The sequence below is a fragment of the Pseudomonas sp. NBRC 111123 genome (assembly GCF_001320205.1).
Classification (GTDB): domain Bacteria; phylum Pseudomonadota; class Gammaproteobacteria; order Pseudomonadales; family Pseudomonadaceae; genus Aquipseudomonas; species Aquipseudomonas putida_J.
The window spans coordinates 54,954-66,933 of the sequence record NZ_BCAZ01000033.1; the positions used below are offsets into that span (position 1 = coordinate 54,954).

Consider the following 11,980-nt stretch of genomic DNA (forward strand, 5'->3'; position numbering starts at 1 on the left):
CATGCCTTAGTTCCGAACAGGCGATGGGAGGGTCTGCTCAATCGGATTGCGTGCGGCTGACCGGTGGCGCGAAAGGCCGTCGATACAAATGCTTGCGCCATGGGTTTTGCCACTGGCAATTTTTCAGCAGGGCCATGGTCTCAACTGCAAGCGCCCCCACGCTGCAATGCCTCGCAGCAAAGCCGACGAGCGGCCTATAATGCTCGCTCAGCTGCCCGGCGATGCTTCGAAGGGCCACCCTTCTAGTCTGCACAAGGCTTCTCCATGACTGAGCAACCTGCATCGCCGCACAACCCCGCGCTGAGCCCCAGCCACCTGGACTTTCCTGTGGTCGGCATCGGTGCCTCTGCTGGCGGGCTGGAAGCCATCCGCACGTTCTTCCAGCAGATGCCCGGCGATTGCGGCATGGCCTTCGTGGTGGTGCTGCACCTGTCGCCCGACCACCAGAGCGTGGCCGACCGGATCATCCAGGAAGCAACGCCGATGCCGGTGCGCCAGGTCACCGAGCCGGTACCGATCGAGCGCAACCATGTCTACGTGATTTCCCCAGCCAACCGCCTCTCCACCAACGACGGCTACCTGCGCGTCACCCCGGCCAACCGCCGACGCGGCGACCACGTGGCCATCGACCTGTTCTTCCGTGACCTGGCCGACGTGCACAAGGACCACGCCTTCTGCGTGGTGTTGTCGGGCACCGGTGCCGACGGCGCGGTAGGCCTGTCGCGGATCAAGGAACAGGGCGGCATGGCCCTGGCGCAGACCCCGGACGACGCCCAGTACGACAGCATGCCCCGCGCCGCCATCGAGACCGGCATGGTCGACCTGGTGCTCCCGGCTGCCGAGATGCCACAGAAACTGATGGAACTGTGGCGTACTGCGCGCCAGGTGAAACTGCCGCACATCGAAGACGATACCCTGCCCCCGCCGCTGGGTACCCGCGCTGGCGATGCCCAGGCCGCGGAGCCTTTGCTCGAAGAAATCCTGCTGCAGCTGCGCAATGCTACCGGCCACGACTTCCAGCATTACAAGCGTGCCACCGTGCTGCGGCGGATCGAGCGCCGCCTGCACGTGACCGGGCAGACCGACCTTGCCGGCTACCTGCGCTACCTGGAGCAGCACACCGGCGAAGCCAGCGCCTTGCTGGGCGACATGCTGATCGGGGTGACCAACTTCTTCCGTGACCGAGAGGCGTTCGAGTCGCTGGAGCGCCATGTGCTGCCGCAACTGGTCAGTGAAGGCGAAGACAATCGCGAAATCCGCGTCTGGTCGGCCGGCTGTTCCACCGGTGAAGAGTCCTACAGCCTGGCCATGCTGGTGTGTGAGCAGCTGGCGGTGGAGCAACGCACAAGCAAGGTCCAGGTGTTCGCCACCGACCTTGACGAGCGCGCCATCGGCATCGCCCGCACGGGTTCCTACTCCGAAGCGATCGTCACCGACGTGCCGCCTACCCGGCTGCGCCAGTTCTTCGTCAAGGAAGACCAGCACTACCGGGTGCGCAAGGAGGTCCGGGAGAAGGTGCTGTTCGCCCGCCACAACCTGCTGTCCGACCCGCCGTTCTCGCAGATCGACCTGATCGTCTGCCGCAACCTGCTGATCTACCTGGACCGCGAAATCCAGCACGACATCCTGCAGATGTTCCACTATGCCCTGCGCGGCGGCGGCTACCTGTTCCTGGGGACGTCCGAATCGGTCGATGTCGCCGGTGAGCTGTTCGTCCCGGTGGACAAGCGCAACCGTATCTTCCGCGCCCGGGACGTCAGCCCGGCCGGCCGCAGCTCCGGCCGGCAGTTGCCCGGTGCAAGCAGGGCCACTCTCGCCCAAGCGCTGCAGGCCAAGGCCAAGCCTGGGCGCAAGCCGTCCTATGCCGAAATGCACCATAGGGCGCTGGCCCGGCGCACGCCGCCCAGCCTGATCATCGACGGCGACGGCAATATCCTGTACATGAGCGACGGTGTCGGGCATTACCTGCAACTGCCCGCTGGCGAGCCGAGCCGCAACCTGCTCAACCTGGTAATGCCGAGCTTGCGCCTGGCCTTGCGCAGCACGTTGTTCCAGGCCCGCCAGGGTACCGAGGCCGTCACCTCGCGGCCGGTCGACCTGGGCGACGGCGAACATCGTCAGCAGGTGGAGATCACCGTGCAACCCTTCAAGGATGAGCTCAGCACCGGCGAGTGCTTGCTGGTGGTGTTCGAGGTGCGAGCGCCCGACCCGGCGCTGCCGCTGCCCGGGGTCATCCGCCAGACCGACAGCATGGTCCTGCACAACCTGGAGCGCGAACTGCAGCGTACCCGCCTGCAATTGCAGGAAACCATCGAGCAATCGGAGATTTCCAGCGAAGAGCTGACCGCCTCCAACGAAGAAATGCAAGCGATCAACGAAGAACTGCGCTCGGCCAGTGAAGAGTTGGAAACCAGCAAGGAAGAACTGCAGTCGATCAACGAGGAGCTGCTCACCGTCAACTACGAGCTCAAGAACAAGGTCGAGGAGACCGACAAGGTCAACGACTACCTGAGCAACCTGATTGCCTCGACCGACATCGCCACGGTGTTCGTCGACCGCAACCTGCACATCCGCTGGTTCACCCCGCGTGCCACCGACCTGTTCAACATGCTGCCGGTGGATACCGGCCGCTCGCTGCTGGACATCACCCACCGCCTCGATTACCCGGCGCTGGCCGACGACGCCCGCGCCGTGGCCAAGGGTGAAACCATCATCGAACGTGAGATCGGAGCCCAGGACAACCACTGGTACCTGGCGCGCTTGCTGCCCTACCGCGCCAGCGAGCAGAAGATCGACGGCACCGTGCTGACCTTCATCGACATCAGCAAGAACCACGCCGCCGAAGAGCGCGTGCGCCTCGGTGAAGAGCGCCTGAGCAAGCAACTGGCCGAATCGCAGAGCTCCAGCCACATGAAGGACGAGTTCTTCGCGGTGATGTCCCACGAACTCAAGCACCCGCTCAACCTGATCCAGCTCAATGCCGAAATCCTCCGCCGGCTCCCCACGGTCAAGAGCATCGGCGCTGCCAGCAAGGCCGTTGGCACCATCTGCGAAGCCGTGTCCAGCCAGGTCCGGATTATCGACGACCTGCTCGATGTGGCGCGTATTCGCACCGGCAAGCTCAAGCTCAAGACCCAGCCGGTAGACCTCGGCGCCATTGCCCGGGGCATCCATGCCGTGCTGCTGAGCGAGCAGCACCCTTGCCCGGTGCGCCTGGAACTACCCGCCGACGACCTGCCACTGATGATCGAGGGTGACGTGACGCGCCTGGAGCAGATCGTGTGGAACCTGCTGAACAATGCGCTGAAGTTCAGCCCGCCAGGCGGCGACATTCGCCTGGTGCTGAGCCAGGACGAAACCCAGGCACGGCTGCAGGTGATCGACCAGGGCGTGGGCCTGAGCCAGGACAACCTGGAACATATCTTCGACCTGTTCAGCCAGGCGCCGCAGTCGGCCAGCCACGGCCGTGAAGGCCTCGGCATCGGCCTGTCACTGGTGCGCCAGCTTGCACAAGCCCATGGCGGCAGTGTCGAGGCCAGCTCGGCAGGGCCTGGCAAGGGCTGCACCTTCACCGTACGGCTACCGCTGTGCGACACAGGTCCGCAACTGCGCACCCAGGCCCCTGAGCCTTTGAGCGAGGGACGGTTGCAAGGCACAACGGTATTGCTGGTCGACGACTCGGCCGAAGTCCTGGACGTCATGCAACAGCTGCTGGAGATGGAGAGCGCCGAAGTCGCGGCCTACAACGACCCGCTGAAAGCCCTGGAAGCGGCAGCCAGCGGTCGCTATGACGTGATCATTTCAGACATCGGCATGCCGGTCATGGACGGCCACGCGCTGATCAAGGCCCTGCGCGGCCTTGCCCACCTGCGCCACACGCCGGCCATTGCCCTCACCGGCTACGGTGCCAGTGCCGACCAGCACAAGTCGCGTCAGTCCGGCTTCGATCGCCATCTGAACAAACCGGTAGGCTACGACGAACTGGTCGAGGCCATCGAGGCACTCAGTGGCTCAGTGCCCTGCTGAGCCGCTTGCAGGATTATCACCCGCTTCCAGCCGTGCGCTGTACTTGTACGAGCCGCGCTTGCCGGCGATGGGCCGCGAAGCGGCCCCGGCAATTTATGCAACAGCTTTGAAATCGTGGGGCCGCTTTGCGGCCCATCGCCGGCAGGCGCGGCTCCCACAAGGGTTCGGCGCTCAGGCATGCACGCTCCACTGGTTGACTTCGGCTTCGATCGGCATTTCGTCAATGGCGTGGATCATCCCACTGTCCAACGCTTCCTTGGGCCCCAGGATTCGCGGATACGCCATCAGGTAACGCGGCACGTCCAGCACTTCGCTGCTGCCCGCGGTACGTTCGGCGACGATCTGTGCATAAAGGCGCAAGTCGTAATCCAGGCTCATGGCGTATTCGGCCATGCGCGCATGGTCCACCGAACCGTGCAGCGTCCAGTGGAACGGGTGGAACAGGAACTTGCTGCAGCTGCACGCCGTGCGGTGCTCGCCTGCCAGGAACAGGATATTGCCCATCGACTCGACAGTGCCGAGGTTATGGGTGTGCACGCTGATCGGCAGGCTGCGCAGGAAGTTGTACAGGGTAAAGCCGTAGCTGCACTCGCCGCCCATGGTGGCGATGTTCAGCTGCAGCATGTCGGCGCCCTGCTGCATGGCGCGCGAGCAGGTGTTGATCAGGTTGCCACAGGTGGATGAGTTGATCGGCCCGGTGAAGTGGATGATATGTCTGGCCATGCTTGCCTCCGGTCTTGGCAGGTCACTCCTTCGATTGTTCGTCGCTGCGCGCGGCCATCTGCTGGTACTGCTTGCGCAAGGCATGCAGCTCGGCCGGGGCCATATCCTCCAGGTTGAGCAGCGCCTTGTGCGCTTTCTGGGTGGTGCGCAGCAATTCGTCGATCTTGATATGCAGCTCGTCGTTGTCGCGGTTCTGGGTGTTCTGGATCAGGAAAACCATCAGGAAAGTGAGGATGGTGGTCGAGGTGTTGATCACCAGTTGCCAGGTGTCGTTGAAGTCGAACAGCGGCCCGGTAATGCCCCAGGCCAGAATCAACAGGAAAGCGACGCCGAAGGCCAGCGGTCGTCCGGCCCAGTTGGCCAGCCACTGACAAAAACGATCGAATTTCATGCCGACGATCTCCTGTGCTGCATATCCACTATGCGGTGGAATCGCTGGCGCCGACAAAGTTCAACTGCCGGCTGCAGTACGGCATTCGATGAACTGCGCTGAACCCTCACAGCCTTGCTCAGGTCGCAACTTGAGTGACATTCAAGGGATCAGGCTATGAGGACTGCAGCGTGAGCGATATCCGCATCGGCATTTCCGGATGGCGCTATGGCCCGTGGCGCAAGGACTTCTACCCCAAGGGCCTGCGACAGGACAGCGAACTGGCGTTTGCCTCGCGGGCGGTGAACAGCATCGAGATCAATGGCTCGTTCTACAGCCTGCAAACGCCCGAACGCTACCAGAGCTGGCGTGACGAGGCGCCGGACGACTTCATCTTCGCGGTCAAAGGCCCGCGCTACATCACCCATGTGCGCCGGCTCAAGGACATCGAAGAGCCCATCGCCAATTTCTTTGCCTCCGGCCCCTTGCTGCTGGGCGACAAGCTGGGGCCCTTCCTGTGGCAGTTCCCACCGAACCTGAAGTTCGACGAAGCGCGTTTCAGCCGCTTCTTCCAGTTGCTGCCCAAGGACCGCAAGGCCGCGCGTGCCTCTGCCAAAGGCTGCGCTGAAAGCCTCAAGGATAACGGTGGCACCGCGATCAAGGGCAATGTTCGGCTGCGCCATGCCGTGGAAATCCGCCACGAGAGCTTCCTCTGCGAAACCTTCGTCAAACTGCTGCGCAAACACCGCGTGGCCCTGGTGGTGGCGGACAGCGCAGGCAAGTGGCCCTATGTCGAGGATGTTACCGCCGACTTCGTCTACATGCGCCTGCACGGTGACGTCGAACGCTACAGCAGCGGCTACACGGCGCGGGCCCTGCGCCGCTGGAAGCAGCGGATTCAAGCCTGGGCCGAGGGCAGCCAGGCCGACGATGCGCGACTGATCGTGGCCGGGGCACCGCCACGGCGAACCTCGCGTGATATCTATTGCTACTTCGACAACGATCAGAAAGTCCACGCCCCCTACGATGCTCGCCGTCTGCTGGAAACACTCAAGCTCGATTACCACCTGCTCACCGAACCGGGCGTGACACCGGAGGTGCAGCTGTGAACAAGACCCTGCCTACACCGCCTTGCATGATCGACAAGGTTACGGCGGTGCGCCGCCTCAACGTGTTGACGATCAACGTGCACAAGGGTTTTACCCTGTTCAACCGGCGCTTCATTCTTCCAGAGCTGCGTGAAGCGGTGCGCAGCACCCATGCCGACCTGGTGTTCCTCCAGGAGGTGCACGGCAGCCACCAGCAGCACGCCGTGCGCCACCCCGCGTGGCCAGAAACGCCGCAGTACGAATTTCTTGCCGACAGCATGTGGCCGCAGTATGCCTATGGCCGCAATGCGGTGTACCCCCACGGCGATCACGGCAACGCCCTGCTGTCGAAATTCCCGATTGCGCAGCATGAAAACCTCGACGTATCGATACACGGCAACGAGCAGCGCGGCCTGCTGCATTGCCGTTTGGAGGTACCAGGGCATGAGCAGGTTCACGCGATCTGTGTGCACCTGGGGCTGCGTGAAGCCCACCGGCAAAGCCAGGTAAAGCTGCTGCTCGAGCTGCTCGACAGCCTTCCGGCAGAGGCACCGGTGATCATCGCCGGCGACTTCAATGACTGGCGGTTGAAAGCTGATGCTGTGCTATCCCGGCGCCTGGTCGAGGCCTTCGGCAACCATTTCGGCAGCCCTGCACGCAGCTTTCCGGCCCGCTTGCCGCTGCTGCGGCTGGACCGTATCTACCTGCGCAATGCCATGCCGGCAAAGGCTCAGGTGCTGTCGATGTATCCTTGGTCGCACCTGTCCGACCATGCCCCACTGGCTGCGGAGATCGTCCTGTGAACAGACCTTGGGTAGAAGGTAACCGTGTCGAACTGTTGATCAATGGCGAGCAGTATTACCCGCGGGTATTCGCGGCAATGGCCCAGGCGAAGGAAGAGATCCTGCTGGAAACCTTCATCATTTTCGACGACAAGGTCGGCCAGCAGTTACGCAGCGTGCTGATCGATGCCGCCAGGCGCGGTGTACGGGTGGAGGTCGCAGTTGACGGCTACGGCACCGCCGACCTGCCCGATGGCTTCGTCTCTGGGCTGACCGATGCCGGGGTCAACTTCCATGCCTTCGACCCGCAACCCAGGCTGGCCGGCATGCGCATCAACCTGTTCCGGCGCCTGCACCGCAAGATCGTGGTGGTCGATGGTGAGCGGGCGTTTATTGGTGGCATCAACTACAGCGCTGACCACCTGGGTGATTTCGGCCCCATGGCCAAGCAGGACTATGCCGTGGAGGTGACCGGGCCGGTCGTGGCGCAGGTACATGCTGCCAGCCGCCGGCTGATGGCCCCGGTGCTGGAACCGCCCAGCGAGACACGGCCTGTGACCGCAGCCACGGGCAGGAGCACCGCGGTGCTGGTAGAACGTGACAACCGGCTGCGCCGTACCGATATCGAAGCCCACTACCTGCTGGCCCTGCGCTCGGCCCGCGAGCGCGTGGTGGTGGCAAATGCCTATTTCTTCCCGGGTTACCGCCTGTTGCGTGAATTGCGCAACGCGGCGCGCCGCGGCGTCGAAGTTACCCTGATCCTCCAGGGCCAGCCAGACATGCGCTGGGTGCGCGCCCTGTCGCGCCTGCTCTACAACTACCTGCTGCGCGATGGCGTGCGGATCCACGAGTATTGCCAGCGGCCGCTGCACGGCAAGGTGGCGCTGGTCGATGACGAGTGGGCCACGGTCGGCTCCAGCAACCTCGACCCCCTGAGCCTGTCTTTCAACCTGGAAGCGAACCTGTTCATTCGTGATCCGGCATTCAACCAGCACCTGTATGAGCACCTGCAGTCACTAGCAGCCGAGCAATGCAAACCGGTGACGCTGGAACGGATGATCCGTGGCTATTGGTGGCGTGCACCGCTTATCTTCGTGTGCTTCCACGTCATCCGGCACTTCCCGCGGATCGCCGGCTGGTTTCCCGCACACCGCCAGCGCCTGCGTTCGCTGCAGCCGCAGGTCGAGGCCCAGGGCGACCTGCATGAGGGCAATACCTGATGGCGCAGAAACCTTGGCAGGTCTGGGGCAAGCGGCTGTTCACCGTGGCGTTTCTGATCCTCATACCGGTGTTGCTGTACGTTCTGGCACGCAACCTGGACTGGAACGAGGTGCGCCAGTCGCTGCTGGCTTACAAACCAGGCACGCTGGCCATGGGCCTGGCCCTGGCGCTGTGCAGCTACCTGATCTTCGCCAGTTACGACTTGCTGGCCCGGGCTTATACCGGCCACCACCTGCCCGCCCGGCAAGTGCTGCCGGTGGCATTCGTGTGTTATGCCTTCAACCTCAACTTCACCACGTGGGTGGGGGGCGTTGCCTTGCGTTATCGCCTGTACGGCCGCCTTGGCCTGGATACACCGACCATCACCCGTATCCTCACCCTGGGCCTGCTGACCAACTGGATGGGCTACATGCTGCTGGCCGGCAGCGTGTTTGCCCTCGGCCTGGTCGAATTACCGGCCAACTGGGCGGTCGGTGCCACCGGGCTGAGGCTGATCGGCGTGTTGTTGCTGACGATCGCTATCGGCTATCTGCTGGCTTGTGGCCTGGCGAAAAAACGCACCTGGCGCTGGCGCGAGCACGAGGTCACCCTGCCCTCGCTGCGCCTGGCCCTGTGCCAGGTGGCGTTAGGCGCAAGCAACTGGGCGATGATGGCCTTGCTGATTTTCTGGCTGTTGCCTGGTGAAGCGTTCTACCCGACGATTCTCGGCATCCTGCTGATCAGTTGCGTAGCAGGGGTGGTCGCCCATATTCCCGCAGGGCTCGGTGTGCTCGAAACGGTGTTCCTCGCCCTGCTTCATGGGCAGCTTGGCCAAGGCACGCTGGTAGCGGCGTTGCTGGGCTACCGGACGTTGTATTACCTGGTACCGCTGGTCTTGGCCGTACTGACTTACCTGTTGCTGGAGAAGCGCGCCAAGGCCATGCGCCAGCGCGACAAACCGGTATGAGCAAATGCCCTAGCCGATTCGCCCCTCACGCGCCCCACTCATGTACTGCTCCAGCCGCCCTCTCAACCAGCGCTCGGCCGGGTCGCTGTCGGTGGTGCTCAGCCAGACCATGGCCAGCTCAAGCGGCACGGTATCGAACGGCAAGGGTTCGGCCTGCAGGTTGCCCCAGCTGGCCATGGCCGCGGCGGCGTAGTCCGGGCAGCAGGCCAGCAGATCGCTGCCGGCCAGGATGGCCGGCAATGAACTGAACTGGGGCACCGACAACACCACGCTGCGCGTATGCCCGATTTCCTTCAGCCAGTCATCCACTACGCCCTGGGTATTGGCCGTTGGCGAGACTTGCACGTGGGGGCGCAGGCAGAACTCCTCCAGGGTCAGCGGCTGCGCGGACTTGTCAGCCCTGAGCACCCGCGCCTGCATGGTACGTAATACTTTACGCTTGGCATTGGCCGGCAGGCCGCGGGTCTGGCTGATGCCCACCGTGACATCCCCCGTGGCCAGCAGGTCGGGGATGCGCCAGTAGTCGACATGCTGCACGACCACCACCACATGCGGCGCCTCGGTACGCAGTGCCCGCAGCAACGGCGGCAAAAGCCCTGATTCGACATCATCGGACAAGCCGATCCTGAAGGTCATCTTGCTGGTCGGCGGGTCGAAGTCGTGGGTCAGGCTCAGGGCGGCCGACATCGCGTCCAGCGCCGGGGTGAGGTGCTTGATCACCTCGGCCGCCCGGGCGGACGGCTCCATGCGGTTACCGACGCGGATCAGCAGCGGGTCATTGAACATCGTGCGCAGCCTGGCAAGCGCTGCACTGACCGTGGGCTGGGCGAGAAACAGCTTTTCCGCGGCGCGGGTGAGGTTGCGCTCTTGCATCAAGGCCTCGAACACCACCATGAGGTTGATGTCGGCCTTGCGCAGTTCATTTCGGTTCATGCCCGCTCCTGATAGTCATCCAACCCCCTCAGGATAGGCGCCAGGTCAATGTACCGCCCAGCCCCGGCTCATCGCCCGGTACTTGGGCGGTGGCATGGCGAAGAAAGCAAGGAAACCACGACGGCGATGTTCACCCTGCTCGACCGCCTCGATGGCCCGACGCTGGGTGCGTGCTGAGTGTGATCTTCTGCCTGCTACTGGCGGTGCACTGCGTGACCGCAGCCGATGCCGGTACCCAGGTGCTGTGCATGCTCAACTCGCTGGGCAGCATCGACCCGCCCGACGGGATACGGGTGCTGTGGTGCGTGCGGGAAGGCGCGATCGCGGCCAGCCTGGTGATTGCCGGTGGTTTGCTGGCAATTCAAATGGCCAGCATCGTGGTCGGCTTGCCGATTGCCCGCTACATGCTGCTGACCGGGTACAGCCGGGTACGCAGCTTGCGCAGCAATGAGCCAGTGTTCAGCACTGCTGTCACGGCCCCCCCCCTGGCCAGCGAACTGACCACCTGACGCGCTTTTGTAGGAGCGGCCTTGCCGGGGCGCTCCTACAAAGCTGAAGGTATTTTTCACATTCATCTCACTTGCTGTTAACAAGCACTCTGGCAACTTTGCATCGCGCATCATTTCATTAATGAAGACCAGAACTTTCATTAACTTTTGTTTCACATGAAACCCGCATTTCGTTAATTGCAACGCCCCTCCCAACGCCCTGACAATCGCCTCGCTCCGAGCTGAAAGGCAGTCACTGCGCGCCCTTGGCACGAGCTCAAACCTCGATATCAGCCAATAAACTTTTCAGAGGAAGTTTATGAACGCGCCTGCCCCACTTATTAACTTCGATCTCCACGAACATATGCTGCTGACCGGTGCCACCGGCTTTCTTGGTGGTTCGGTAACGGCTCAATTGATTGCCAATGGCCGCAGCGCCAACTTGTGTTTCCTGGTGCGCGCCGACAGCCGCGAGCAAGGCCTGGAGCGCCTGCGCGATAACCTGCGCCAACACGGCGTTGCCGAGCGTGACTGCCTGGCCCTGCGCGCCGAGCAGATCATTTGCGGCGACTTCCTCGATACCGGCTGGCTGGCCGAAGCCACGCCGCGACTGATGCAGATTGACCGGGTGATCAACTGCGCGGCAGTGGCCTCGTTCTCGAAGAATCCGAACATCTGGCCGGTCAATGTCGAGGGCACCTACGCCTTCGCCGAGGTAATGAGCCGCTCGACGCGTCTGAAGCGTTTCCTGCACGTGGGCACGGCGATGAGCTGCGGCCCGCAGCGCGAGTCGCCGATCAGCGAATCGTGGGAATTCCCGGCTGCCGAACAGCAGCTGGTCGACTACACCGCGTCCAAGGCCGAGATCGAACGGCGCATGAGCGAGCAACTGCCGCACCTGCCGCTGGTGGTGGCGCGCCCGTCCATCGTGGTCGGCCACCGCACCCTCGGTTGCCAGGCCTCGGCCAGCATCTTCTGGGTCTTCCGCATGGGCTTCGCGCTGGAAAGTTTCACCTGCGAGCTGGACGAGCAGATCGACGTGATCCCGGTCGACTACTGCGCCGAAGCGCTGATCGGCCTCACGCTCAAGCCGCATCTGGGGCACAACCTTTACCACATTTCCGCCGGCCACCAGGCGGCCTGCACCTTCGGTGAGATCGACCAGGCGTTTGCCCATGCCAACGACGCGCAGCCGGTTGGCGAGCGCTACCGCAAGGTCGATGTCGACGACCTGAAAAGCCTGGCGCAGGACTTCGAGGCACGCATCGGCCCAGCCAACCCACGCCTGGTACTGCGCGCCCTGCGCCTTTACAGCGGCTTTGCCGACCTCAACTACCTGTTCGACAACAGCCGCCTGCTCGAGGAAGGCATCGCCGTGCCACCGCGGTTCACGGACTACCTGG

The 11,980-nt window shown here is 63.3% G+C and carries 11 protein-coding genes; 8 read left to right on the top strand and 3 right to left on the bottom strand.

Going from position 1 to position 11,980, the window contains the following annotated elements:
• The first annotated feature begins 264 nt into the window (after positions 1-264).
• Entirely contained in the window at positions 265-4,026 is a 3,762-nt protein-coding gene (locus tag APH27_RS17315; RefSeq protein ID WP_060485470.1) for a CheR family methyltransferase, read from the top strand.
• Between the two features lie 171 nt (positions 4,027-4,197).
• On the opposite strand, the gene APH27_RS17320 is transcribed toward APH27_RS17315, so the two are convergent.
• Together APH27_RS17320 and APH27_RS17325 are read right to left on the bottom strand one after the other, a co-directional pair.
• The gene (locus tag APH27_RS17320; protein WP_060485471.1) at positions 4,198-4,749 is read right to left on the bottom strand and encodes an ATP-dependent Clp protease proteolytic subunit; all 552 of its coding nucleotides are present in this window, start codon (positions 4,747-4,749) and stop codon (positions 4,198-4,200) included.
• A gap of 22 nt (positions 4,750-4,771) precedes the next feature.
• Positions 4,772-5,140 carry a low affinity iron permease family protein gene (locus APH27_RS17325; RefSeq protein ID WP_060485472.1) on the bottom strand — a complete coding sequence of 123 codons (369 nt, stop codon included), beginning with the start codon at positions 5,138-5,140 and terminating at the stop codon, positions 4,772-4,774.
• Between the two features lie 170 nt (positions 5,141-5,310).
• Here APH27_RS17325 and APH27_RS17330 point away from each other — a divergent pair, with 170 nt between their 5' ends.
• The 4 genes from APH27_RS17330 to APH27_RS17345 are packed head-to-tail and all read left to right on the top strand — an operon-like array spanning position 5,311 to position 9,156.
• Positions 5,311-6,228 (top strand): DUF72 domain-containing protein, encoded by a 918-nt coding sequence (locus APH27_RS17330; RefSeq protein WP_060485473.1) that lies wholly within the window; start codon positions 5,311-5,313, stop codon positions 6,226-6,228.
• Positions 6,225-7,010 (top strand): endonuclease/exonuclease/phosphatase family protein, encoded by a 786-nt coding sequence (locus APH27_RS17335; RefSeq protein ID WP_060485474.1) that lies wholly within the window; start codon positions 6,225-6,227, stop codon positions 7,008-7,010. The genes APH27_RS17330 and APH27_RS17335 overlap by 4 nt, the downstream gene beginning before the upstream one ends.
• Positions 7,007-8,209 carry a cardiolipin synthase ClsB gene (clsB, locus tag APH27_RS17340; RefSeq protein ID WP_060485475.1) on the top strand — a complete coding sequence of 401 codons (1,203 nt, stop codon included), beginning with the start codon at positions 7,007-7,009 and terminating at the stop codon, positions 8,207-8,209. Before APH27_RS17335 ends, clsB begins: the two co-directional genes overlap by 4 nt.
• A complete protein-coding gene (locus tag APH27_RS17345) occupies positions 8,209-9,156 on the top strand; it encodes a lysylphosphatidylglycerol synthase domain-containing protein (protein WP_027917377.1) in 948 nt (315 codons plus the stop codon). The genes clsB and APH27_RS17345 overlap by 1 nt, the downstream gene beginning before the upstream one ends.
• 9 nt (positions 9,157-9,165) lie before the next feature.
• Here APH27_RS17345 and APH27_RS17350 read toward each other — a convergent pair whose 3' ends face one another.
• Complete coding sequence (locus tag APH27_RS17350) at positions 9,166-10,089, bottom strand: LysR substrate-binding domain-containing protein (RefSeq protein WP_060485476.1); 924 nt, start codon at positions 10,087-10,089, stop codon at positions 9,166-9,168.
• Between the two features lie 48 nt (positions 10,090-10,137).
• On the opposite strand from APH27_RS17350, the gene APH27_RS27220 reads away from it, so the two are divergent.
• From APH27_RS27220 to cprA, 3 genes are all read left to right on the top strand, one after another.
• The gene (locus APH27_RS27220; RefSeq protein WP_371262721.1) at positions 10,138-10,266 is read left to right on the top strand and encodes a hypothetical protein; all 129 of its coding nucleotides are present in this window, start codon (positions 10,138-10,140) and stop codon (positions 10,264-10,266) included.
• Complete coding sequence (locus tag APH27_RS17355) at positions 10,260-10,598, top strand: BCCT family transporter (RefSeq protein WP_060485477.1); 339 nt, start codon at positions 10,260-10,262, stop codon at positions 10,596-10,598. Before APH27_RS27220 ends, APH27_RS17355 begins: the two co-directional genes overlap by 7 nt.
• A gap of 298 nt (positions 10,599-10,896) precedes the next feature.
• Positions 10,897-11,980 (top strand): cationic peptide resistance protein CprA (cprA, locus tag APH27_RS17360; RefSeq protein ID WP_060485482.1); only part of this gene is annotated, 1,084 nt, incomplete at its 3' end.

Coding starts and splice junctions, on each gene's coding strand:
- APH27_RS27220 (WP_371262721.1), top strand. CDS start 10,138: ATGTACCGCCCAGCCCCGGCTCATCGCCCGGTACTTGGGCGGTGGCAT.
- APH27_RS17320 (WP_060485471.1), bottom strand. CDS start 4,749: ATGGCCAGACATATCATCCACTTCACCGGGCCGATCAACTCATCCACC.
- APH27_RS17315 (WP_060485470.1), top strand. CDS start 265: ATGACTGAGCAACCTGCATCGCCGCACAACCCCGCGCTGAGCCCCAGC.
- APH27_RS17325 (WP_060485472.1), bottom strand. CDS start 5,140: ATGAAATTCGATCGTTTTTGTCAGTGGCTGGCCAACTGGGCCGGACGA.
- APH27_RS17350 (WP_060485476.1), bottom strand. CDS start 10,089: ATGAACCGAAATGAACTGCGCAAGGCCGACATCAACCTCATGGTGGTG.
- APH27_RS17345 (WP_027917377.1), top strand. CDS start 8,209: ATGGCGCAGAAACCTTGGCAGGTCTGGGGCAAGCGGCTGTTCACCGTG.